The sequence below is a fragment of the Lacticaseibacillus jixiensis genome (assembly GCF_042847315.1).
In the GTDB taxonomy this organism is placed as follows: Bacteria; Bacillota; Bacilli; order Lactobacillales; family Lactobacillaceae; genus Lacticaseibacillus; species Lacticaseibacillus jixiensis.
Genome location: NZ_BAAFPR010000001.1, coordinates 108,967 through 130,429, shown reverse-complemented (window position 1 = coordinate 130,429; position 21,463 = coordinate 108,967). Strand labels below are relative to the sequence as shown.

General features: G+C 50.0%; 22 protein-coding genes. 15 read left to right on the top strand and 7 right to left on the bottom strand.

Annotated elements, in window-relative coordinates; genetic code table 11:
* Positions 1-26: 26 nt before the first annotated feature.
* The 9 genes from rpsA (at position 27) to ACGG90_RS00580 (ending at position 10,074) form a co-directional block, all read left to right on the top strand.
* Positions 27-1,307: a 30S ribosomal protein S1 gene (rpsA, locus tag ACGG90_RS00620; protein ID WP_390404507.1), complete on the top strand. Its 1,281-nt coding sequence runs from the start codon at positions 27-29 to the stop codon at positions 1,305-1,307.
* A gap of 124 nt (positions 1,308-1,431) precedes the next feature.
* Positions 1,432-2,742: a ribosome biogenesis GTPase Der gene (der, locus tag ACGG90_RS00615; protein WP_390404504.1), complete on the top strand. Its 1,311-nt coding sequence runs from the start codon at positions 1,432-1,434 to the stop codon at positions 2,740-2,742.
* A 232-nt stretch (positions 2,743-2,974) separates the two neighbouring features.
* Positions 2,975-3,250 (top strand): HU family DNA-binding protein, encoded by a 276-nt coding sequence (locus tag ACGG90_RS00610; RefSeq protein ID WP_054715215.1) that lies wholly within the window; start codon positions 2,975-2,977, stop codon positions 3,248-3,250.
* A 123-nt stretch (positions 3,251-3,373) separates the two neighbouring features.
* A complete protein-coding gene (locus tag ACGG90_RS00605; protein WP_390404500.1) occupies positions 3,374-4,633 on the top strand; it encodes a tetratricopeptide repeat protein in 1,260 nt (419 codons plus the stop codon).
* A 90-nt stretch (positions 4,634-4,723) separates the two neighbouring features.
* Positions 4,724-5,899, top strand: a complete 1,176-nt coding sequence (locus ACGG90_RS00600; protein WP_390404497.1) for a CCA tRNA nucleotidyltransferase — start codon at positions 4,724-4,726, stop codon at positions 5,897-5,899.
* Positions 5,900-5,960: 61 nt separating this feature from the next.
* Positions 5,961-6,413, top strand: coding sequence for a hypothetical protein (locus ACGG90_RS00595; RefSeq protein WP_390404494.1), 453 nt, complete (start codon positions 5,961-5,963; stop codon positions 6,411-6,413).
* A 303-nt stretch (positions 6,414-6,716) separates the two neighbouring features.
* Positions 6,717-8,606, top strand: coding sequence for an ABC-F family ATP-binding cassette domain-containing protein (locus ACGG90_RS00590; RefSeq protein ID WP_390404491.1), 1,890 nt, complete (start codon positions 6,717-6,719; stop codon positions 8,604-8,606).
* A 15-nt stretch (positions 8,607-8,621) separates the two neighbouring features.
* Complete coding sequence (locus tag ACGG90_RS00585) at positions 8,622-9,572, top strand: thymidylate synthase (RefSeq protein WP_390404489.1); 951 nt, start codon at positions 8,622-8,624, stop codon at positions 9,570-9,572.
* Positions 9,573-9,582: 10 nt separating this feature from the next.
* Positions 9,583-10,074 carry a dihydrofolate reductase gene (locus ACGG90_RS00580; RefSeq protein ID WP_390404487.1) on the top strand — a complete coding sequence of 164 codons (492 nt, stop codon included), beginning with the start codon at positions 9,583-9,585 and terminating at the stop codon, positions 10,072-10,074.
* Positions 10,075-10,133: 59 nt separating this feature from the next.
* Here ACGG90_RS00580 and trhA read toward each other — a convergent pair whose 3' ends face one another.
* Positions 10,134-10,769: a PAQR family membrane homeostasis protein TrhA gene (gene trhA / locus ACGG90_RS00575; RefSeq protein ID WP_390404484.1), complete on the bottom strand. Its 636-nt coding sequence runs from the start codon at positions 10,767-10,769 to the stop codon at positions 10,134-10,136.
* Positions 10,770-10,945: 176 nt separating this feature from the next.
* Here trhA and ACGG90_RS00570 point away from each other — a divergent pair, with 176 nt between their 5' ends.
* Positions 10,946-11,788: a DegV family protein gene (locus ACGG90_RS00570; protein ID WP_390404481.1), complete on the top strand. Its 843-nt coding sequence runs from the start codon at positions 10,946-10,948 to the stop codon at positions 11,786-11,788.
* A 32-nt stretch (positions 11,789-11,820) separates the two neighbouring features.
* On the opposite strand, the gene ACGG90_RS00565 is transcribed toward ACGG90_RS00570, so the two are convergent.
* The 6 genes from ACGG90_RS00565 to ACGG90_RS00540 form a co-directional block, all read right to left on the bottom strand.
* A complete protein-coding gene (locus ACGG90_RS00565; RefSeq protein ID WP_390404479.1) occupies positions 11,821-13,056 on the bottom strand; it encodes a tyrosine-type recombinase/integrase in 1,236 nt (411 codons plus the stop codon).
* Positions 13,057-13,230: 174 nt separating this feature from the next.
* Positions 13,231-13,854: a DUF3862 domain-containing protein gene (locus ACGG90_RS00560; protein WP_390404477.1), complete on the bottom strand. Its 624-nt coding sequence runs from the start codon at positions 13,852-13,854 to the stop codon at positions 13,231-13,233.
* Positions 13,855-14,328: 474 nt separating this feature from the next.
* On the bottom strand, positions 14,329-14,751 hold the full coding sequence (locus ACGG90_RS00555; protein WP_390404475.1) for a hypothetical protein: 423 nt from the start codon (positions 14,749-14,751) through the stop codon (positions 14,329-14,331).
* Positions 14,752-15,025: 274 nt separating this feature from the next.
* On the bottom strand, positions 15,026-15,424 hold the full coding sequence (locus ACGG90_RS00550; RefSeq protein WP_390404472.1) for a hypothetical protein: 399 nt from the start codon (positions 15,422-15,424) through the stop codon (positions 15,026-15,028).
* 39 nt (positions 15,425-15,463) lie between these two features.
* Positions 15,464-15,748 carry an ImmA/IrrE family metallo-endopeptidase gene (locus tag ACGG90_RS00545; protein WP_390404471.1) on the bottom strand — a complete coding sequence of 95 codons (285 nt, stop codon included), beginning with the start codon at positions 15,746-15,748 and terminating at the stop codon, positions 15,464-15,466.
* A gap of 136 nt (positions 15,749-15,884) precedes the next feature.
* Positions 15,885-16,226, bottom strand: a complete 342-nt coding sequence (locus tag ACGG90_RS00540; RefSeq protein ID WP_390404469.1) for a helix-turn-helix domain-containing protein — start codon at positions 16,224-16,226, stop codon at positions 15,885-15,887.
* Positions 16,227-17,655: 1,429 nt separating this feature from the next.
* Here ACGG90_RS00540 and ACGG90_RS00535 point away from each other — a divergent pair.
* The 5 genes from ACGG90_RS00535 to ACGG90_RS00515 are packed head-to-tail and all read left to right on the top strand — an operon-like array spanning position 17,656 to position 21,358.
* Positions 17,656-18,501 carry an SGNH/GDSL hydrolase family protein gene (locus ACGG90_RS00535; RefSeq protein ID WP_390404466.1) on the top strand — a complete coding sequence of 282 codons (846 nt, stop codon included), beginning with the start codon at positions 17,656-17,658 and terminating at the stop codon, positions 18,499-18,501.
* On the top strand, positions 18,501-19,118 hold the full coding sequence (locus ACGG90_RS00530) for a YpmS family protein (RefSeq protein ID WP_390404463.1): 618 nt from the start codon (positions 18,501-18,503) through the stop codon (positions 19,116-19,118). Before ACGG90_RS00535 ends, ACGG90_RS00530 begins: the two co-directional genes overlap by 1 nt.
* A 41-nt stretch (positions 19,119-19,159) precedes the next feature.
* Positions 19,160-19,678 carry a peptide-methionine (S)-S-oxide reductase MsrA gene (gene msrA / locus ACGG90_RS00525; protein WP_390404876.1) on the top strand — a complete coding sequence of 173 codons (519 nt, stop codon included), beginning with the start codon at positions 19,160-19,162 and terminating at the stop codon, positions 19,676-19,678.
* A 14-nt stretch (positions 19,679-19,692) separates the two neighbouring features.
* Positions 19,693-19,935 carry a YozE family protein gene (locus ACGG90_RS00520; protein ID WP_390404460.1) on the top strand — a complete coding sequence of 81 codons (243 nt, stop codon included), beginning with the start codon at positions 19,693-19,695 and terminating at the stop codon, positions 19,933-19,935.
* Entirely contained in the window at positions 19,928-21,358 is a 1,431-nt protein-coding gene (locus tag ACGG90_RS00515) for a S41 family peptidase (RefSeq protein ID WP_449273597.1), read from the top strand. The genes ACGG90_RS00520 and ACGG90_RS00515 overlap by 8 nt, the downstream gene beginning before the upstream one ends.
* The last annotated feature ends 105 nt before the right edge of the window (positions 21,359-21,463 follow it).

The window sequence follows — 21,463 nt, the reverse complement described above, 5'->3', positions numbered from 1 at the left end:
ACAGTCGTATAGGAGGATTTTTTGGCATGAGTGAAACAAACGTAAACGAAAACGCCCAAACGATGGCGGATGCTTTAAACAGCGTCGAAACCGTTCATATCGGTGACACCGTCAAGGGTGAAGTATTAGCCGTTGAGGATAAGCAACTGATCGTCGGTATCGAAGGCACCGGTGTAGAAGGTGTCGTTCCTCTCAAAGAATTATCTACTCAGCCAATCGATGATATTCGCACGGTTGCTAATGTCGGCGATGAGATCGACCTGGTGGTCATCTCCACGATTGGTAAAGATAAAGAAAACGGCCAATACCTGCTTTCCAAGCGCCGCTTGGAAGCACAGAAGGTCTGGAAAGAAATCCAAGCGAAGTTCGATGCCGGTGAAACCATCACCGCACCGGTTACTTCCGTGGTCAAAGGCGGCTTAGTTGTCAACGCCGGTGTGCGTGGCTTCGTGCCAGCATCCATGGTTGAAGATCACTTCGTTGAAGACCTTTCTCAATACAAGAATCAAGAATTGGAATTCAAGATCGTTGAAATCGAACCATCTGATAACCGCTTGATCTTAAGCCACCGTGCGATTGTTGAAGCCTCCAAGGCTGAAGCACGCAAGGAGATTTTTGGCAAGTTGCAAGCTGGCGACATCGTTGAAGGCAAGGTTGCACGTTTGACTAACTTCGGCGCCTTCGTTGATCTTGGCGGCGTGGACGGTTTGGTCCATGTTTCCGAAATCGCCTTTGACCACGTTGACAAGCCATCTGATGTCTTGAAGGTTGGCCAAGATGTACGCGTTAAAGTCCTCGCCGTTGACGAAGACCGCGATCGTATCTCCTTGTCCATCAAGGCGACTTTGCCACAACCTTGGGACAACATCGAAGAACAAGCGCCAGCCGGTGCTGTGCTTGATGGTAAAGTGCGTCGCTTGACGAGCTTTGGGGCCTTTGTTGAAGTCTTCCCTGGTGTTGAAGGTTTAGTTCACATCAGCCAGATCTCTCACGAACACATTGCCACGCCGCAAGACGTGCTTAAAGAAGGTCAAGACATCAAGGTCAAGGTCTTATCTGTTGACCCAGATGCCCATCGTTTGGCATTGTCCATCAAGGCGCTTGAAGAAGCTCCTGAAGGTGCGCAAGAAGAACGTGCCCAACAACCTCGTCGCAACAACAACGATCGCGGCAACGACCGCCCTCGTCGTAACAACCGTTCGGAAGGCCGCACTTCCATTCCTGCTGAATACCAGCAAGATGATTCCGGCTTCTCCTTGGGCGACATGCTTGGCGATGCTTTGAAAGACTTCGGTAAAGATAAGTAATCAGTAATGATGAAGCGGGACAGATCCTTTTGTCCCGCTTTTTGCTGGTGTAACACCAGTTGGATCTTAGTTGAGAGGCGCATTTCGTGAAGTGCCTCGGATGTATAAAAGGAGCACAATATAGATGGTATTACCAACCTTGGCGATCGTTGGCCGGCCGAATGTCGGCAAATCAACGATTTTTAACCGGATCTTAGGCGAACGCGTGTCGATCGTCGAAGACACCCCAGGCGTCACGCGTGATCGGATCTACGGCAAAGCAGAGTGGTTAGGCAAAGAATTCGCCTTGATCGACACCGGTGGGATCGACATGGGCGACGAACCGTTCTTGTCCCAAATTACCCAACAAGCCGAAATCGCGATTGAAGAAGCCGATGTGATCATGTTCTTGACCAGCGTTGAAGCCGGGATCACCGATGCTGATGAGAAAGTCGCGCAGATCTTATATCGCGCCGACAAGCCGGTGGTTTTGGCAGTCAATAAAGTCGACAACCCAGAACGGCGCAGTGAGATCTATGATTTCTATTCTTTGGGCTTCGGCGAACCTTATCCGTTGTCTGGGACCCATGGCATCGGCTTAGGCGATGCACTGGATGCGGTTTTTGCCGCTTTTCCAACAGAAGGCCAAGCACCAGAAGATGACAGCATCAAGTTCTCCTTCATTGGCCGGCCTAATGTCGGCAAGTCCAGCTTGGTCAACGCGATCTTAGGCGAAGAGCGGGTGATCGTGTCTGATATCGAAGGCACCACCCGCGACGCTATTGATACGAAGTTCGAAGCCGCCGGGCAAGAATTTACGATGATCGACACTGCCGGGATCCGCAAGCGCGGTAAAGTCTATGAAAGCACCGAGAAATACGCCGTGATGCGGGCCTTGCGCGCCATTGACCGCTCGGATGTGGTGTTGGTGGTGTTAGATGCTGAAACCGGTATTCGCGAACAAGACAAGAAAGTCGCCGGCTATGCGCATGAAGCCGGCCGCGGCATCATCATTGTCGTCAACAAATGGGACACCTTGCACAACAAGGATAACCACACCATCCAAGAGTTCGAACAACACATTCGCGACGAATTTCAGTACCTGGAGTATGCGCCGATCGTGTTTGTCTCTGCTAAGACCCATCAGCGCCTTAAAAACCTGCCGGCGATGATCCAAACGGTTTCAGAAAATCAGAACCGCCGGATTCAAAGTGCAGTCTTGAACGATGTCTTGATGGATGCCTTGGCGGTCACCCCGACGCCGACCATCAACGGCAAGCGGCTGCGCATTTACTACATGACTCAAGTGGCCGTCAAGCCGCCGACATTCGTGGTTTTTGTCAACGATCCGGACTTGCTGCATTTCTCATATCAGCGCTTCTTGATCAACCAATTACGCCAAACTTTTGACTTCGACGGCACGCCGATCCACGTGATCGCGCGAAGCCGCAAGTGACAAGGGATTGCGCGATTCCGTCGAATCGTGGGACACTTACAAGAATTGTTTTCAATCTGCCTGAAAAAAGCGCTTAAAAAGCGAAAAAACCTTGCTACACCGGCGTTGGTGTGCTATCTTTAAGCATGAAATAGTGATACGGTTTTTGTCATTGTTTCCTCATTCTGTGAGGATACTCACAGTTGGGACTTTAGATGGAATCCATCTAAATCTATACGGAGGTGAATTGCTCATGGCAAACAAAGCTGAATTGATCGAAAGCGTTGTGGAAAAGACTGGTTTAACCAAGAAGGACGCAACTGCTGCTGTAGACGCTGTCTTCAGCTCGATCCAAGACAACCTGGCAGCAGGTGCCAAGGTTCAACTGATCGGTTTCGGTAACTTCGAAGTGCGCGAACGCGCAGCTCGTAAGGGCCGCAACCCACAAACTGGTGCAGAGATCGAGATCCCTGCATCTAAGGTACCAGCATTTAAGCCTGGTAAGGCTCTCAAGGACGCTGTTAAGTAGTCTCCTGAGACAATGATACATGAGCGGCTGAGTCTTCGACTCGGCCGTTTTTCGTTGCGTTCACCCACTGATGGCGCAGACGCAATGGCGAGCGTGATAAGCAGATAAGATGCGGAGGATGACATGACTTATTCTGAACAAATGTTAGACGCCTTAGAGCGCGGTGAAATGAACCAAGCCCGGGAATTATTCCTGCAGGTCATTGCCCATGATGATGACGAAACCAAATATAACCTCGCCGAAGAATTGTACGCCTTGGGGTTTATCGGCCAGGCGCAGCGCTTGTATGAAGAACTGTTGGGGAAATATCCAGATCAAGATGATATCCGGGCGACTTTGGCAGATATTGCCGTATCCAATGGTGACGCGGATAAGGCGTTGAATTATTTAGCCCAAGTGCAGCCAGACAGCGATTTCTATGTGCAGGCGTTATTAGCCACTGCGGATGTGTATCAAACGCAAGGCTTATACGAAGTCAGCGAACAGAAGCTCTTACAAGCGCAACAAGAAGCGCCAGACGAGCCGGTGGTGGTGTTTGCGTTAGGGGAATTATACTTTGCTTGGGGCAAAGACGCTCAAGCCGCTGTGGCCTATTCTAAGCTGATCCAAGACGGCGTTGATAAGATCGCCAACGTCTCAGTGAAAGCCCGCTATGCGGCAGTATTGGCCAATCTGGGGCAATATGAAGATGCTGTGGCGGTGTATGAAGAACTTGGCGATGCCATCGATTTCAACAGCCGCTTCACTTTAGGCTCATTGTACCTGCAACTTAAAGACTATCCGCGCGCCATTGACCAACTCAACACGGTGGTGGAAGAAGATCCCAGTTTTGCCAACGCGTATTTGCCGCTGGCCCAAGCGCAATCCGCCGATCATCAGCCAGATGCTGCTTTGACCACGGTGCAAGCAGGTATTCAAGTTGATGATACCAACGCCGAATTGTTTGCCGTTGGTGCTGATTTGGCGATCAAAGCCGAAGATGACGACTTGGCCAGCACCTACTTGCAAAAAGCCCGCGAAATCGATCCTGAAAACCAAGCCGTCATGTTGGCTTGGTCGAACCTGTTGTTGGCCCAGCATCATGATGCCGACAATATTGCCTTCTTGGAGGCAATCGACAAATCCGGCGACGTGGATCCGCAGATCTATTGGAACCTCGCCAAAAGTTACGATCGCCAAGATGATCCGACAAAAGCCCGCGAGAATTATCTGCTGGCTTTCGGCGCCTTTCAAGATGATCCGGCGTTCTTGCATGACATCATCGATTTCTTCCAATCCACTGCGGCACTTGCCGAACTGAAAGCGGCATTAACGCGGTATGTCGCCTTGGTACCAGACGATGTCGACATGCAGGCGCGTTTGGATGAATTGGAAACAGAATAAGCTGACGACGCTTGCCAATTGGCAGGCGTTATTTTAGTTTCCGGCAAGGCCTGCTGAAATCTGGTATCATGGTTGACGGAGGTTTTATGTATGCATATCGATTTAACTCATCCAGATTTTCAAGCGGCGATCCCGATCCTGCAAGCCATTGAAGCAGCAGGCTTTGAGGCGTATTTTGTAGGCGGCTGCGTGCGCGACAGCCTCTTGGGCTTGCCGATCCATGACGTGGATATTGCCAGCTCCGCTTATCCTTCTGAAATCAAGCAGATCTTCAACAAAACTGTCGACACCGGCATTCAGCATGGTACCGTGATGGTGTTGGACCACGGGATCGGTTATGAAGTGACCACTTTTCGTACCGAGTCGACTTATCAAGACTTCAGACGGCCAGATCATGTGACGTTTGTGCGCTCACTTGAAGAAGACCTCAAGCGCCGCGACTTCACCGTGAACGCTTTGGCTGCGCGCCATGATGGCAGCTTGGTGGATCTGTTTGGCGGCGAAGACGACTTGCGCCAGCATGTGCTTAAAGCAGTCGGCAACGCCCATGACCGTTTCCACGAAGACGCCTTGCGGATGATGCGCGCAGTGCGCTTTCAAAGTCAGTTGGGTTTTACGATCGAAGCGGCAACGCAACAGGCCATCGTGGCGAATGCGCCATTGCTTGCGCATATTTCCATTGAGCGCATTGCCACAGAATTTGTGAAGCTGCTGGCAGGCATCAAGCGGCAAGCCGGCCTGGCGACTTTCATCGATACCGGTTTGTATCGCTATGTGCCGCAGTTTCCGCAACATGAGCCAGGCCTGCGTCAGTTGGCTGCCTTGCCGCAAACGCAGCTTGACGATGAAGCGGTGGCTTGGACGTTGGTGTGTGCTTGTTTGCAATTGGATGTGGGGCAGACGATGAAGGCTTGGAAGCAAAGCAACGCCTTGAAAACAACTGTGCAAGCGGCGATTTCATTGTTAGCCAGTTTGCCTGATGCAGACGCTTGGACGCTTTATCAAACCGGCCAAACCGCTGTGCAAGTGGCAGTAGCAGCCTTGGCCTATTTGGACCCGGCAGCTGATGGGGACGCTATTTTGGCCGCATATGCCGCCTTGCCGATCAAGCGCAGTAATGAGTTAGCCGTCAATGGGCAAACTTTGATGGCCCATGGTATCAAACCCGGCCGCGCCATGGGCCAAGCGTTGCATCGCTTAGAATTGGCGGTTGTCAATGGGACACTGGCCAATTCGCAAGCCGCATTATTAGCCGCGTTGGCATAACGCAAGCCGCTTTGATTGTGTTAGAATAAACATGTAAGCACATTCAGAGAGGATGATAGAGATGACGGCGCATGTTTTTGAGCAGTTAGTTTTTCATTTTCGTAATGGGGATGAGTGGAATGTATCCCATAAGGAAATGGCTGACATTTGGATCAGCCGCGTGACGACCAGTTATGGGCGCATCCACGGCGGCAAGATCCAAGAGATCCATCCATGCAAGAGCTTCAAAGTCGAGATTCTGCCAGAAGCCGATCACGTTAAGTCCGAAGACATCAACACCGGTTCGCTGGAGCTGGGGATGTTCGGGCGCGCTACGAAGTACCAAGACATTGAGAAGATGGATCTGATGTTCAACAATGAAAAGAACATCACGATCTACTTCCCATTCAAGGAAAAAGATGCCAGCGGCTTGGATAATGTTTATCAATCCAGCAAGGTGTCACAAGCCAATGGTCACTTATACATTGTGATCGACCCAGAACGGACTGTCGACGACGACTATCCACATATTTGACTTTGCCCAAGCAAAAAGCTGTCTTTGCGATTTACGTTGAATCGCAAGGACAGCTGTTTTTGTTTGGGTAAAATAGGCCGTGATGCAGGCAATTTGGTTGCAGTTTGCTGCGCGCTTAAATAGTCGCTGCGATACCAATTGCGTGATTCCATATCCTGATTTCAAAACGGTAGGCCAGCTGTTGCATAGGGGCGTGGGGAAAGCGGAGCCACACCTGACCAGGCGGCTTGACCCGCTAAAAGCGCGCCACTTCACTCTGGGCTGTGTTAAACTGTTCTTACACGGATAAAAGGGACGGATAACATGCAAACATTAAGTGCAAGCGGCGTAAGCAAGGCTTACGGCGACAAGCAATTATTCAAGAATCTTGATTTTCTCATCAACGAAGGCGACCGTATTGGCCTGATCGGCGTCAACGGCACTGGCAAAACCACCTTGCTGAACGGCTTGGCAGATGTCGATCCGTTTGATTCAGGGTCGGTAACAGTGCCTAAGACTTATCGCATCGCCTATTTGGCCCAGCGGCCGGCTTTGGATCCTGACAAGTTGATCATGGACGCGGTATACGGCGGGCAAGGGCCGGTGTTTGAAGCCTTGCGCCAATACCAACACGCCTTGAATGAATATACCAAAGCGCCCATGGATGAAACGGCCCAAGCCGCTTATGAGAAAGCTGACGCGAAGATGACGCAGCTGGATGCTTGGAGTGTGGATACCGATATCAAAACCATCTTGACGCAATTGCACCTGCCAGATCTCAATCAAACCATCGGCAGTTTATCCGGCGGCCAGCAAAAGCGGGTCGGTTTGGCGCAAGTCTTGATCGAATCGCCTGATTTATTGATCTTAGACGAGCCGACCAACCACTTGGATTTTGACTCGATTGCCTGGCTGGAAAAGACCCTAGGCGCGTATAAAGGCGCCTTGCTGGTCGTCACCCATGATCGCTATTTCCTCGATCGCGTGGCCAACAGCATTTGGGAGTTGGATCACGGCCAGCTTTACACCTACGCTGGCAACTACGAAGCTTATGTCCAACAAAAAGCCGAACAAGTTGCCCGCGACACGGCAGCTTCACATAAGCAGCAGCAATTGTATCAACAAGAACTGGCTTGGATGCACGCTGGCGCTCAAGCGCGGACTACCAAACAACAAGCGCGCATCAATCGCTTTAACGGCTTGAAGCAAGAACTGGCCGACAAGCCAGCAGCGACTGGAACCGTGGAGATGCAAGTGGCGTCCAGCCGCTTAGGCAAGAAAGTCATTAACTTCAAAGATGCCAGTTTGACCATTGGCAAGCATCGCATCCTGCAAGACTTCTCATGGCTGGTGCAACCCGGCCAGCGCATCGGCATTACTGGTGAGAATGGGGCCGGCAAGTCCACCTTGCTGAACGTGATCGCAGGCAGCCGCAAGCTCGATTCCGGCGTGGTGGAAATCGGCGATACGGTTAAATTAGGCTATTACACGCAGCTGTCGCAGAACTTAGACGAGTCCAAGCGTGTGATCGCGTATCTGCAAGCGGCCGGAGAAGAATTGGTCACCAATTCAGGCGAGCGCATTAGCGTCACGCAATTGTTGGAGCAATTCCTGTTTCCTCGCAGCATGCATGGCGAGTTGATCAGCCGCTTGTCCGGTGGTGAAAAAAGGCGCTTGTACCTGCTGCGGATCTTAATGAGCCAGCCGAATGTCTTGTTGTTAGATGAGCCGACTAACGACTTGGATGTGGCGACGTTAACGGTACTGGAAGACTATTTGGATCATTTTCCCGGGACTGTGATCACCGTCAGCCATGATCGCTACTTCTTGGATAAGGTGGCTGATCACTTGTTGATCTTCGACGGCAATGCCAAAATCGAGCGCTACGTTGGGTTATTCACTGATTATTTGGCTAAAGCCATGGCGCCTAAACCTGCGTCTTCGGCTAAACCCAAAGCCGCTGCACCAACGACGCCGCAAGCGCCTAAGGTCAAAACCAAGCTCACTTATGCGGAAAGCATGGAACACGACAAGCTGCAGCAGCAAATGGACGATTTAGACGACAAGATCAGTCAGCTCAAAGCACAAATGGCCCAAATCGACGGCAAAGACTATGTGAAACTCGGCGATTTGCAACAAACCATCGATGCGGATAACGCCAAGTTGGATGAAATGTTTGATCGTTTTGCCGAATTAGATGAGTATGTTGATTAAGAAAGGACTGGCGGCATGTTAGAACAACCCTATTTGGACCTTCTCCAGCAGATCTTAGATGAAGGCGACTTCAAAGGTGACCGCACCGGCACCGGCACGTACAGCCACTTCGGCGCGCAATTGCGCTTCGATTTGGCGCAAGGCTTTCCGCTGCTGACGACGAAGAAAGTGCCTTTTGGCTTAATCAAAAGCGAGCTGTTGTGGTTTCTGCATGGCGACACCAACATTCGCTTCTTGCTGCAGCACAACAATCATATTTGGGATGAATGGGCGTTTGAACGCTTCGTAAACTCAAGCGAATATCACGGCCCGGATATGCATGATTTCGGCCGGCGTTCGTTGGTGGATGCCGACTTTGCGGCGCAATACCATGAGCAAATGGCGCTTTTTGACCAGCGAATCTTAGCTGATGCGGATTTTGCCGCACGTTTTGGTGATTTAGGCAATGTTTATGGCAGTCAGTGGCGCGCTTGGCGCACCAGTCGCGGCGAGCATATCGATCAACTCGGCAATGTGATCGAACAAATCAAAACCAACCCCAATTCACGCCGCTTGATCGTGTCGGCTTGGAACCCAGAAGACGTGCCAAGCATGGCCTTGCCGCCTTGTCACACCTTGTATCAATTCTACGTCAACGACGGCAAGTTATCCTTGCAGCTGTATCAGCGCTCTGCCGACATGTTCTTAGGCGTGCCGTTTAACATCGCCTCTTATGCCTTGCTCACCCAGCTGATCGCTCATGAAACTGGGCTTAAGCCAGGCGTGTTCATCCATACGTTTGGCGATGCGCATATCTACACCAATCATATCGACCAAGTTCACACGCAACTGCAGCGCACCCCGCGCCAAGCACCAAGCTTGTGGTTGAATCCGGATAAGCATTCGGTGTTTGATTTTGACATGGCTGATATCAAAGTTGAAAACTACGACCCATACCCGGCCATCAAAGCGCCGGTGGCAGTTTAGGAGGCAGGCGATGATCGCATTCTTATGGGCGCAAGCCAACAACGGTGTCATCGGCAAAGCAGGCCGCTTGCCGTGGCATTTGCCAGATGACTTGGCGTATTTCAAACAACAAACCTTAGGCACATTAACGGTGATGGGGCGCAAGACTTACTTGGGCTTACCCAAAAGACCGCTGCCAAGGCGCACCAATGTTGTGTTGACGCATGATGAGGCATTTACCGCAGAACCTGGGGTGGTAGTCGTGCATTCCCAAGCGCAATTGTGTGAGCTGGCCGCAGCGCACCCGGATCAAGATGTGTTGATCACCGGAGGCGCCGGCGTTTTTGCCAGCTTGCGTGATTTGCCGGATACGCTGTTGGTCACGCGCTTAGCAGGAGATTTTGCCGGGGATGTGAAGATGATCGATTTGCCTTGGCAAGATTATACTTTAGTGGCCAGCCGCACCGTGACTAACTCCGATCCGGCATTGACGCACACTTTTGAAACTTGGCGCAAAATTTGATACAGCAATCAAAAACCCCCGCTTGGCATACGCCAAGCGGGGGTTTGCGTTGAAATTGATTAAACAAACAAGTAAATCGACGCATACATGCAAGCACTGCCGAGCATCACGAATAAATGCCAGATCACGTGGATGTAGGGGATCTTCTTTTGCGAATAAAGCACCGCACCGGCAGTATAAGCGACGCCGCCGGCAACCAGCAGCCAAAAGCCGATCGGGCCAAGGTGCTGCCATAACGGTTCAATGCCGATCATGCACAACCAGCCTAAGATCACATAAATGCTGGTTTCAAGCACCTTCCACTTGCCGATGAAGAAGCATTTGTAGCCGATCCCAGCTAAGCACAGTGCCCAAATCGCGATCAACAAGCCGATGCCGAGTTTGCCGCCGATCGTCACCAAACAATACGGCAGATAAGAGCCGGCAATCAAGATGAACACGCCGGAATGGTCTAACACCTGCAACACATGCCGCGCTTTGGTAAAATAAAGACTATGGAAGGTCGTTGATGCCGTGTATAAGATGATCAACGCCACCCCAAAGCCGATGAACGTGGCTAAGCGCAGCGGGGAATTGCCGGCGCGAAACGCCAAAGCCACCGTCCCAACAATGGACATCCCTAATGCCACAGCGTGCGTTGTGGCGCTGAGACTTTCATTAGTGATCGCGTAATTGTTTGAATGTGAGATCTGCATAGTCGCCCTCCATATCATTGTCTTTACCATGTTTACGGATACATCATAGCATGATAGAATGGTAAATACAATCACATCTGGTATTGGAAACCAGATAATCTACAGCTGACAAGGAACCCAGTCTTTGTTATACTGACAAAGTGTGCACGTAACCTATAAGAAAGTGTGGCCGCGACATGGCAAAGATTAAATTGGTAACCGATTCATCCATTCAACTGACTCCTGAAGAAATCGCAGAATATGATATTCATGTGGTACCTTTGACGATCATGATCGATTCGACTGTTTATATTGACGGAGAAACGATCACGCGCAAAGAATTCATGGATAAAATGGCAGCTGCTTCCGCGCTGCCTAAGACTTCCCAACCCGCGCCAGGGACGTTCATCGAAACCTACAATGAATTGACCAAAGATGGCAGCCAAGTGTTGTCGATTCACATGTTGCAAGCCATTTCCGGTACAGTCAATTCAGCACGGCAAGCGGCCGAAATGGCTGATGGCGACGTGACGGTGATCGATTCGGACTTCACCGATCGCGCCATGAGCTTTCAAGTGATCGAAGCGGCTAAAGCCATCCGCAATGGTGCTGATATGGCAGGGGTCTTGGCCCGCATGGAAGAAATCAAAGCCCATACAACCTTGGTGATGGGCGTGTCGACTTTGGATAACTTGGTCAAAGGCGGCCGCTTAAGCCGGACTGCAGGGGCCATCGGCAGCTTCTTGAACATCAAAGTGATCTTACAAGTGGCCAACGGTGAATTGAAGGTCAAGCAGAAAGGCCGCGGCGTGAAGACCTTACACAAGTTCGTCGATAGCTTCATCGAGAAGATGCAAGGCTTAGAAGGCTTGCAAGAAATCGGGATCTCTTTTGCCGGCGGGGAAGATTACGCCAACGAAATTGGGGCCAAAATCAAAGCCGTCATGCCGCATGTACCAGTCTTGGTACGGCCAACTGATCCGGTGATCGCCACGCATACTGGCGCAGGCGCTTTTGCCATCATGTGTTACACTGATTAATAATCACGCGCGGTCTTGAGCCGCGCGTTTTCTTATGCAGTTTCATGTTTGTGACCAGATTGTGACCAGATGGTCTTTTCTAGCAGCTCGTCGTATTTGTCCGAAGCGTTATTTATTCCGGCCTGGGTATTGTGGACATAGTGCTCCATCGTGAACTTGGCGTTGGCATGACCAAGTGTCCCGGCAATGTCGGCAGGGTTGATGTTGTCCTCGGCCATGAGCGTTGCTTTGGTATGGCGCAGCCCGTGGACTGTGATGCGGCGAAGTTTGTAGTCTTTGCAGATCCTTCCCATCCAGAATTCAGGCACGGTGTACGAGATCCGCGTGTGTGGCGCATGCGTTGAGGTGAACACCCAGTTTCCCGTGGGGGCCTTGTAGCCGGCGTTGCGCCACTGCATGAGCACACTAAGAACATCATCACCAACTCTGAGAGTTCTAAAGCCATTCTTGGTCTTGGGCGCGCCAGTTAGTTCGTTCGTTTCCTCGTTCTCGCCTTTGAGCTTGGGAATGGCGGTTTTAGTGATGGAGATGGTCTTGTTGGCGAAGTCGATGTTGTCCCAGGTCAGGGCCTCGGCTTCACCGCGGCGAACGCCGGTTGAAATGAGTACACGGAAGAACGCGCGTCGTTCGATTCCCAGCAGGCCATTGTTGGCTGCCTCTTGATCAAGCGCGGCAGAGAAGGCTTTGAGTTCCTCGGTGGTATACAGGTTATTCTCTGGATGCTTTGTCTTAGGCATTAAATTATGGGGCACACGCGCCATTTGAGTGGGATTGACTGTGATCCATCCCATCGTGCCTGCAAACTCCATCAGCAGTTTCAAACGGCCCAAAATGACAGACGCACTGCGATACTGCTGGGTGAGGTCATTGAGCCACGGCTGAATGTCTAAGAGTGTCAGCTGATTGATGAGGTATTTCCCGAATGCTGGCAGGATATGGAGCCGGAACTGTTGATCGATGCTTTTGCGAGTGGCTGCGCGAACTTGTACCTTATGTATTGGGTACCACATGTCGTAAGCTTCTTGAACGGTTGGCACCGACTTGCCTGAAACTTGATTCATCCCATGCTTGAATTCGTATACTGCTGTTTCAAAGGCATCACGAGCTTCTTGAGCAGTTTCATAACCGCGCAGCGTTGTATACTTGTCGAGGCCAGTCTTGGGGTCCAGCCCAAGATAACCTTTGATCATCCATCTCTTTTCAGGTTTGAGTTGCTTTCCGTTAGCGTTGAATTTTGGTTTAAGTTCGTATTGTTTTGGTTTTGGCATAGCGAGTTTCCTTTCTTTGACGCTCTCACACATCGCATGATTGGATTAACGCTAGGGCATCACCTCCTTAAGTGGTAAAATAGTGTATGCAGAAGGCGCACCACCGGTGTGGCTTTTCGAGATTGCGTCTACCTTCGATCTTGCCGGATGAGGGGTAGGCGCTTTTCGTATGTCTTACTTCAAGTTGGACTGAGCCTTGGTCGTTAGTGCATCGTTGCTGAAGGTCAGCGTCATGCTGCTCATATCGCCGTTCGTGTAGATTGCGATGACTGTCTTCTGACCGGCCATCAAGGACTCATTCAAGCTGGCGGGATCGCCAAACTTCGCATTCACATCAGCAAACTTTGTCCCAGTCGCGATGCCATTATAGTCAGCGAGGGACACGTTCTTTTTTAGCGCGACAGCAAGGTTAGTGATATTCTTACCCACGGCGTTCTTGTCGACAAAGGTCATGACGAGATGAGCACCGGCTTTGCCGTCAACGTTGTCCCAGGTGTCCATCTCAGTCTTGATGCCGTTGGTTTCACTGGTCGTGCTGGATGCCGGCTTGCCGAACTTAGTGGTCAATGCATCGAATGTGTCGCCACCTTGACCGCTCTTAGTCATGTCACCTAGCTTGATTGCATCATAGTCAGCCTTGGTGACCTTGGCCGTGTCAGCCTTGGATGACGATGCGGCCTTAGATGATTGTGACGACTTCGCGTCGCTTGACTTTGAGCTGCTCGACGAGCTACTCCCGCAGGCGGCCAGTGAGAGTGCAGCTGCCAGTGTTACCCCAATAGTGATAATTTTTTTCATACCATATTCCCCCAGAAAATGGCCGGTCAGCTTTTAACGTCAATCCGCCTCTGGACGTCAGGAACGCTGAATTTACTTGCTGCGCTCGTTGAAATGCTCGATAATGTATCTGGAGACCCCAGATAACACTTGCTCAATGTACGTGTAACGACTTGTCAGAAAGTCCTGATAAAACAGGATGCCAGCAATAAATGTGAAAAAATGAAGGAGAGTGAAGGTAAATGCGCTTGATCAGATTTATGTTTGCTTCCAACTGCCTGATCGGCTTTACGGTTAGCTGGCTGATTGGCTTGTTCTGACCATTGACCTGATTATTCTTGGCATTCCATTCACTCGAAAACGTATTTATCGTTTTCTCGACGAAGCGGTCTGGATTTTCAGTTAACCCTGAGCCACTGAATCTCGGTTTCTAACGTCAATCCAACCTGCACGTACATTCCTTGTAGATGTAGTTGCAATGGCAACCATATTCGATTAGGATTCAAGTGGTTGGCGTCTGATCATAAACATGGTCTCAGCGGTGTCAACGATTATTTCTCCGGCCAATACCGAGATTTGAGCTGTAAACCATGCAGGCTTATTGTCTTGTGAGACGGCTACTTGAATTGGCGTAGAGGTTAAGCGTAATCCAAGAAAAACATGGTTAGCATCAATAACCCGGTCAGCAACAATGTTCAGTTTAGACACAGTGGCGATAAGCTTATCGTTAATGATTTCGTCACCATTCTCATTTTTCACGATGAAATTGAACAACATTATGCTGTTCTTATCAACCGGCGCGACGGTTAAAGCAAACGGGATGTTGAAATTTCCCGGCAGTTTATCTGCGTTGAAGATAAAGGTCGGTTTTTCTCCATCTGCGCTAACGGGATTGAACTGAATTATTTTCTGTTTCATTGGTATTTCTCCTTAGGAGGTATGATTATGTTCAAAGTGCACCCAGATTGTGATCATTACTCTAGTTTTGAAGATTTTTAAAAGAACCTGAGCACCTCACAGCGTAGAAATCTAGCGGCTTGGATTGAGCGTGGATTGCACCCAGAAATCACGCGTGGAGAAGCGTTTAAGCAATCTCTGAAATATGCTTATGACGATATCGATGATATTGACATTCCACAATTATTCAAGATGATGCTCGATAATGGTCCTGAAGTGAAGATTATCCTGTATACTAGTATTGATCCAGTCTCGTTTTATTCGAATCGCTTTTATTAGAAGAAGAAATAGGGGATGCTTGTATGGGACTTTCCTCAATTGAAGCGATAGGGTTAGGTTCTTTTGAAGTTGATGAGTGCAATCGAGCACTTTGCTTTTCGAGCTTTGCTTTGATTCTTTGTTTCTGTTCGCTGATATCGTCACACCTGTCTGAAAAATGAAAAGCGATACCGGCAATAGCAAACACGAAACTAAGGCATACCCAGAATGCAGTAAACCAGCCATTGAGTTCAGTCCATTTTTTTAAAGGGAAAGCGGCTGCTAGTATTGCTGTAAGCAATAGCCCTGCGCACCAGTAGCATGCACGTTCACATATCAATTTGAAGCTACTGTCTGAATGCTTAATGATGACCACCTCCAGCCTCTCACAAAAGTGTGAGGCTTTTTTCCGTACCTATGAGTAAAAATTCGCAATAACTTCGTTGCAGTAGTTTTCCAAGCAGTCCGGAATATGTAATGAGTCCATGAAGCGGCGCGTATTGACGAACTCTCGGTCGATGTTTTCGTGGTAAATTGGCACCAACAATCCAACTTCAAAACGGTCGGCAGAGGATTCTAAGCGAGACTTCATGGGCGTGGAATAAAGGACTCCAGCATCACCGTTTTGCACATGACCAATTTCATGAGCGATTGAATAGGGCACTTGTTGTTGATTGTGCCAATTCATATTGATGAGCATGAACCGCTGCTTTGGATAAGCACGTGATGGTTCATCCGGGGACAATGCTTCCGGAGAATTTGCGTCAACATACTCGGCGCGAATGTGTTGGTCGAAAGCATAATTGCGGAGCTAGGTCACAATGTCTTGGAGATCTTCATTCATGGATATTGTGCCTCCGCAAAATTACCTCGATGATCTCTCGGTCACTTTCATTCACCGGCTTGCCCTCGAACATCATTGGTACATCACGGTCGGCGAGGTCAACTGGCTTTGGCTTGCCCAGCTTTGGCGCTGGGTTTGGGTCATCAGTGTTGCCGAGCAGGTAGTCGACGCTAACGCGTAAGACATCAGCCACTTTGTTCACACTTTCCATGTTTGGAGTGACTTCATCCCATCGATAAATTGCGTTTGTTCCCAGTTCAGCTTTTTCGTTGACAGCACGAAGACTTAATCCGTATTGCTTTGATATTTCTTTTATTCGTTTTAATAGTGCCATAACGGCATTTTTCCCGTACATGACAGCCGGAATTTAGTCTATTGGCTAAACGTGTCTTGGCTTATTTAGCCAATAGCTTATTCTAAGCTCATCAAGTGATTGAGCAACAACTTACCAGATCCTTATATTATACACTTTGGCGAGAGAGGACTGTTATGAGTAAGGAGGTTAGGTTATTTTCTATGAATTGAGTTTAGTTCATCGGTTAAACGAATACAATCACTTGATGATCCGACTACCGACAAAGTGGGCAACAGTGCTGAAGCCTTAGCTCACACAGCACCGAAAAAGGAGGATAAATAATGGTTGAGATCTACAACACATATACAATTGGCGCTGGCGAAGGATCGTCTCACCAAACATCTGGCCGCATTTTGGTCGAACATGAAACTGCGACTCCCAAACAGTACCGTTACGGGAATTGCTCATAATGAAAAGGTGGGCTGGTCTACGCTGGAAACCTATGTCCATTATGCTGTCGATGACACAAGAACATACGCCGTCAGCCAAATCGGCTATGCAATATGGAATTCTGGCAACGCCAATTCTTACGCACCGGTCTAGTTTAGCTTTGCAACTTCACTGAACGGACGCATGCGCTCAAGGCTTGCGCCAATTAAATCAGCTTGATCACCGAGATCAGGAAGAAATACAACATCCCCGTGACGCTCGATGATGGCAACCGCACGGCTGACGTCAAGACGTACAACTGGTGCAGCCCAAAACTACGGCGTATCAGATCATGTGGATTCCATCGCTGCCTGGCCAGTCTTGACATCTCATAAGTTCAGTTTGCCGCTGACATCAAGGCGGGCAAGGCCAGGCTAAGATCATTGCCCGCGCGAAGCTTGCCAACAAGCTCACTGCTAAGCCAGCGTCAAAGCCATCCGGTCTGCCGGGGGGGTCACAGCCGAATCTGGGACCTTCGCGCATTGGCAAGGCGTCGCTTAGCATGCCAGAGGATTTGGTACCATGACGACTGGATCAAGGTAGAAGGTCATACATGGATCACTCACGACTTCCAGGGTCAACGCATATACCTTCCTGTCTGTCAGTGGCATGGATCCAGCTCGACGCCGTGAAAAAATTTTCAAATAGCACGATGTTGTCTCACTTGGCTAAGGTGGGTTCGACTTATTGTTTTCAGACAAATAGCCCTCAGCCGGGGGATATTGTATTGTTTACTGCGATGCGTGAGAGACTTTTTTGACCAGATATTGGCAGATTTTACTAGATATCAACTAGCAAACGTATATTTGTTAAGGTATAATTAACACGTTAGAAATGGCGTCATATCAAGCTTTTTACCCGATTTACCCGACCCGGTGGCCTGCACGGGCGGGGTGTGTGTTACACTGATTAATAGGGGACGTAGGGGCAGGGGCATACCCTGCCTTTTGCGCATCCAATGCAACACAAGGAGGCAACCATGAAGAAGGTATTGCAGGCGCTAGGCGTGATCTTAGCAGTGGCTTTGGTGACCTTCGCAGGCTTGCAGGTTTTCGGCCCTAAAGCCCAAAGCACGCAGCTGGCTGGTGTCAACACTAAAGTCCATCCGCTTAAAGTCACGGCTGTGGGCGATTCACTGACGCATGGCGTCGGGGATGCCACCAATTCCGGCGGCTATGTTGCACTGATCAAAGCCGACTTAGCGCAAACCGGTCAATATACCGTTGACACGGCAAACTTCGGCGTCACCGGCAACACTGCACCGCAAGTGCAAAGCCGCATTAATAAGCAAGCCAAGCTGCAGCAAGCGTTGAAACAAGCTGACATCATTACCTTGACCGTGGGCGGTAACGATTTAATGGCGGTGTTGCAGAAACACTTCTTTGACATCACCGCTTCAGACGTGAAATCAGGCAACGCCTTGTTTCAAAAGCGCTTAAAAAAGCTGGTTAAGTCCATGCGGGAATTGAACGCTGATGCGCCGATTTATGTCTTTGGCATCTACAACCCGTTCTACGTGTATTTCCCAGATCTCACGGCGATGACTGACAGCGTCAAGACTTGGAATGACGCCACGCAGCAGACGTTAAAGGAAGTGCCGCATGCGTATTATGTGGATATCGATTCCGTCTTGACCAAAGGCGGCACCACCACCACTGACAAGGCAACTAAAGCCAAGTTGAAGCAGGCAGTGGCCGGGGATGCTTCAGCCAATCCGCTGATTTTCACCCAAGACCACTTCCATCCTAACAACGCCGGTTATGCCCAAATGACCAAGCAGCTATGGCACGAGATGCAACAAACCAAGAAACAATGGGAGAAATAATGACAAGAAAGCAACAGCAAGCGGCGAAAACGCCGCGCCGCACGATCAACTGGTGGAAATGGGTCACTTTGGTGCTATGCGGGCTGATTATCGGCTCTGGCGTTTGGTTCGTGGCCAAGGTGGTCACGCCTTACCAAGATCCAACAACCAGTACGGCGGTGCAACAAGCTGACGATCAGCCGGCATTTTCGGTGCAGTTGACCAAGAATCAAGTTAATCGCATCGTGGATTATTACCTGAATGATTATTTGAAAGATTCGAAGATCAAATACAGCTTGACCGTTGGTGATTCAGCAGTATTAGGCGGGTCGTTCAAGTTCTTCGGCGCCACGATTAAGTTTGCTTTGCAGTTTGATCCGCTGGTACGTTCAAACGGCGACGTCGAACTTAAAGCCACCAAGCTCAACATCGGCAGCTTGCCGGTGCCGATCAGCTACGTCTTAAGTTATGTCGGGCATTCATACAAGCTGCCTAAGTGGGTGAGCTTAAATAGCACTAAGGAAACCGTTGTGTTAAAATTGAGCGAATTCAAGCTCGCTAACGGCATGCAGGTGCGTGCCCAAAAATTCGACCTTGCCGGCAACGAAATCGATTTTGGCGTGTATTTGCCGAAATAGCAGGCCAAGCAAGGGATTTTAGAGCAAATTAAGGAGTGTAGATAATGTCTGAAACGGCAATTTTTGCAGGCGGCTGCTTCTGGTGTATGGTCCAGCCGTTCGAAGAACAACCCGGGATCTTAAATGTGGTATCTGGCTACACTGGCGGTCATGTTGCCAACCCGACCTATGAACAAGTCAAGTCGCATCAAACCGGCCACACCGAAGCGGTGAAAATTACCTTCGATCCGGCGGTGATCTCGTATGCCCAACTTTTGGATGTTTATTGGCAGCAAACTGATCCGACTGACGCCATGGGCCAATTCCAAGACCGCGGCGACAACTACCGCCCGGTGATTTACGTTGCCAATGCCCAACAGCGCGCTGCAGCAGTTGCCTCTAAAGCGGCTTTGGCAGCCAGTGGCCGCTTCAAGGACCCGATCGTCACCACGATCGAAGATGCCAAGCCATTCTACCCAGCAGAAGAAGAACACCAAGAGTTCTATCAACACAACCCGCGCCGTTATGCCCAAGAGCATGCACAACGTCAGGCGTTCATCGACAAGAACTGGGCCAAATAGGAAGGGTGGATGGCATGCGCCAGACTTTTTATCAGTATCTCATGACTTTACGCAACCCCAATGATCACGGTGAAATCGCCAATTTTGCGCAGAATGCGTTCTTAGATCACGGCTTTCCCAAGCAGGAAACCGACTTTGATGCGTTAAGCAATTATTTGGAACTCAACGGCAATTACTTGCCAAGCATGGATATCTTTGATGATGTCTGGCGCGAGTACTTGGCTTCTGAACAAATCGGAGGCGTTCATCGTGGCTAAAAAACATTTACAAGTACCGGCGTGGCTGTTGGCAGTTGGCATGAGTGTCACCTTAGTCGGCGGCGGGGTAGGCGGCTATGCGCTGCACACCTTGACTGCCAATGCAACCGGCGCATCCAGCGCCAACTTACCGCAAGGGTTTGACAAAGTGTTGTCAACTTATTCGACGATCCAAGCCAATTATTATAAATCAACCAGCAGTACCAAGTTGGCTGATGGGGCGATTTCTGGGATGTTGAATTCATTAGGCGATCCGTTCTCGACTTATCTTGCAGACACCAACAAGTCAAGCTTGGATGATCAATTGTCAGCCAGCTTCGGCGGCATTGGGGCTACGGTGCAACAAGGCAGCAAGCAATTGTCCATCGAAAGCATCATGCCTGGTACGCCAGCCAAGAAAGCCGGCTTGCAAGTTGGCGATGTGTTGAGCAAAGTCGATGGCAAAGACGTGTCGACTTTAAGCGTTGATAAAGCCGTGGCTAAGATTCGCGGCAAAATCGGCACTACGGTTAAAGTCACCGTTACGCGCGCCGGCAAGCCGATGACTTTCAGCATGAAGCGGGCCAAAATCACCACCGATACTGTCGTTGGCACCATGGACAAAACCAACAAGCAAGTGGGCATTATCACCATGGCGACATTCTCTGAACCAACGGCCCAGCAATTCGAACAAACCGTCAAGAAACTGCGCAAGCAAGGGGCCAAGCGCTTCATCTTAGACTTGCGCGGCAATCCTGGGGGGATGTTGGATCAGGCGTTGAAGATCGCGTCAATGTGCTTGAAGAATGGGCAAACCATCGTTAAGGTCCAATCCCGTGATGGCTCGACGCAAACCTATAAAGCAGCCAAGAAGTATGACGGCGGCTTCAAAGTCAGCGAACCGATGGCGATTTTGATCGATGGCAATTCGGCTTCGGCGTCTGAGATCTTATCAGCCGCGCTGAATCAGAACTTAAAGACCCCGTTAGTTGGTGAGCAAAGTTATGGCAAAGGCACCGTGCAAACCGTGGCCAATTTGTCCAAGGATGCTGAAATCAAATTGACCATTGCCAAATGGCTCACGCCAAATGGGTCGTGGATCAACAAGAAAGGCTTGACGCCAACAGACAAAGTCGCCTACCCAAGTTACATGAACATTGCCGGTTTCTCGGCGACATCCTTGAAGCAAGGGGATGAATCTGGTGATGTGAAGTCCTTGCAGCAGCTGCTTAAGGCATTGGGCAATGATCCAGGAACGACCAATGGTTTCTATGGCCCATCAACCGCCGCTGCGGTCAAAGCCTTCCAAACCAAAAATAAGCTGACTGCCAGCGGGACTGCAGATACCGCCACGCTTTCGGCGATGGTAGCGAAGCTGACGCAGCAATATGCCAATGATGACCCGCAACTCAAAGCCGCTGTTAAAGCGGTCACAGCCGAGTAATGATCAAGCCCCAACTTGTGCAATCTGCACAAGTTGGGGCTTGATTTGGCTTTACACCTGTACAACTGGAGACGCTTACGGCATAATGAACGCATCCTGCAGTTC

Coding starts and splice junctions, on each gene's coding strand:
- der (WP_390404504.1), top strand. CDS start 1,432: ATGGTATTACCAACCTTGGCGATCGTTGGCCGGCCGAATGTCGGCAAA.
- ACGG90_RS00585 (WP_390404489.1), top strand. CDS start 8,622: ATGTTAGAACAACCCTATTTGGACCTTCTCCAGCAGATCTTAGATGAA.
- ACGG90_RS00565 (WP_390404479.1), bottom strand. CDS start 13,056: ATGCCAAAACCAAAACAATACGAACTTAAACCAAAATTCAACGCTAAC.
- ACGG90_RS00545 (WP_390404471.1), bottom strand. CDS start 15,748: ATGCTCATCAATATGAATTGGCACAATCAACAACAAGTGCCCTATTCA.
- ACGG90_RS00600 (WP_390404497.1), top strand. CDS start 4,724: ATGCATATCGATTTAACTCATCCAGATTTTCAAGCGGCGATCCCGATC.
- ACGG90_RS00560 (WP_390404477.1), bottom strand. CDS start 13,854: ATGAAAAAAATTATCACTATTGGGGTAACACTGGCAGCTGCACTCTCA.
- ACGG90_RS00570 (WP_390404481.1), top strand. CDS start 10,946: ATGGCAAAGATTAAATTGGTAACCGATTCATCCATTCAACTGACTCCT.
- rpsA (WP_390404507.1), top strand. CDS start 27: ATGAGTGAAACAAACGTAAACGAAAACGCCCAAACGATGGCGGATGCT.
- ACGG90_RS00610 (WP_054715215.1), top strand. CDS start 2,975: ATGGCAAACAAAGCTGAATTGATCGAAAGCGTTGTGGAAAAGACTGGT.
- ACGG90_RS00595 (WP_390404494.1), top strand. CDS start 5,961: ATGACGGCGCATGTTTTTGAGCAGTTAGTTTTTCATTTTCGTAATGGG.
- ACGG90_RS00605 (WP_390404500.1), top strand. CDS start 3,374: ATGACTTATTCTGAACAAATGTTAGACGCCTTAGAGCGCGGTGAAATG.
- trhA (WP_390404484.1), bottom strand. CDS start 10,769: ATGCAGATCTCACATTCAAACAATTACGCGATCACTAATGAAAGTCTC.
- ACGG90_RS00540 (WP_390404469.1), bottom strand. CDS start 16,226: ATGGCACTATTAAAACGAATAAAAGAAATATCAAAGCAATACGGATTA.
- ACGG90_RS00580 (WP_390404487.1), top strand. CDS start 9,583: ATGATCGCATTCTTATGGGCGCAAGCCAACAACGGTGTCATCGGCAAA.
- ACGG90_RS00590 (WP_390404491.1), top strand. CDS start 6,717: ATGCAAACATTAAGTGCAAGCGGCGTAAGCAAGGCTTACGGCGACAAG.
- ACGG90_RS00520 (WP_390404460.1), top strand. CDS start 19,693: ATGCGCCAGACTTTTTATCAGTATCTCATGACTTTACGCAACCCCAAT.
- ACGG90_RS00530 (WP_390404463.1), top strand. CDS start 18,501: ATGACAAGAAAGCAACAGCAAGCGGCGAAAACGCCGCGCCGCACGATC.
- ACGG90_RS00555 (WP_390404475.1), bottom strand. CDS start 14,751: ATGAAACAGAAAATAATTCAGTTCAATCCCGTTAGCGCAGATGGAGAA.
- ACGG90_RS00535 (WP_390404466.1), top strand. CDS start 17,656: ATGAAGAAGGTATTGCAGGCGCTAGGCGTGATCTTAGCAGTGGCTTTG.